At 54.8% G+C, this 248-nt stretch carries 1 protein-coding gene; it reads right to left on the bottom strand.

Going from position 1 to position 248, the window contains the following annotated elements:
- Positions 1-66: 66 nt before the first annotated feature.
- Positions 67-248: hypothetical protein (locus tag FCK22_RS19185; RefSeq protein ID WP_211243607.1), on the bottom strand; the 182-nt coding region annotated here is incomplete at its 5' end.

Raw genomic sequence — 248 nt, 5'->3', positions numbered from 1 at the left:
TGATGACCTCAGTGCAGGCAGTCCCTTGCGAGCGATGTAATCATCAGGGATCAGCGCGTGCGCGCATTACATCACCTCATCGTTGATCAGCTTCTTGGCTAGCTGGCGATCTGAGGGCCGCTTTTTTGGTGTCACCTGGCTCGATGCATAGAGATCGTATCGGACGAACCTGCGACCGTTGCTGTACTCGATCCAAGCAAACGGCTTCTTCACTCGACGCTTGATGTTGAAACCGGCTTCGCTCCAGG

Source organism: Sulfitobacter sp. 15WGC (assembly GCF_005068605.1).
GTDB lineage: Bacteria > Pseudomonadota > Alphaproteobacteria > Rhodobacterales > Rhodobacteraceae > Sulfitobacter > Sulfitobacter faviae.
Note: the sequence above shows the minus strand (reverse complement) of the source record. Positions and strands in the feature narration are given on the sequence as shown.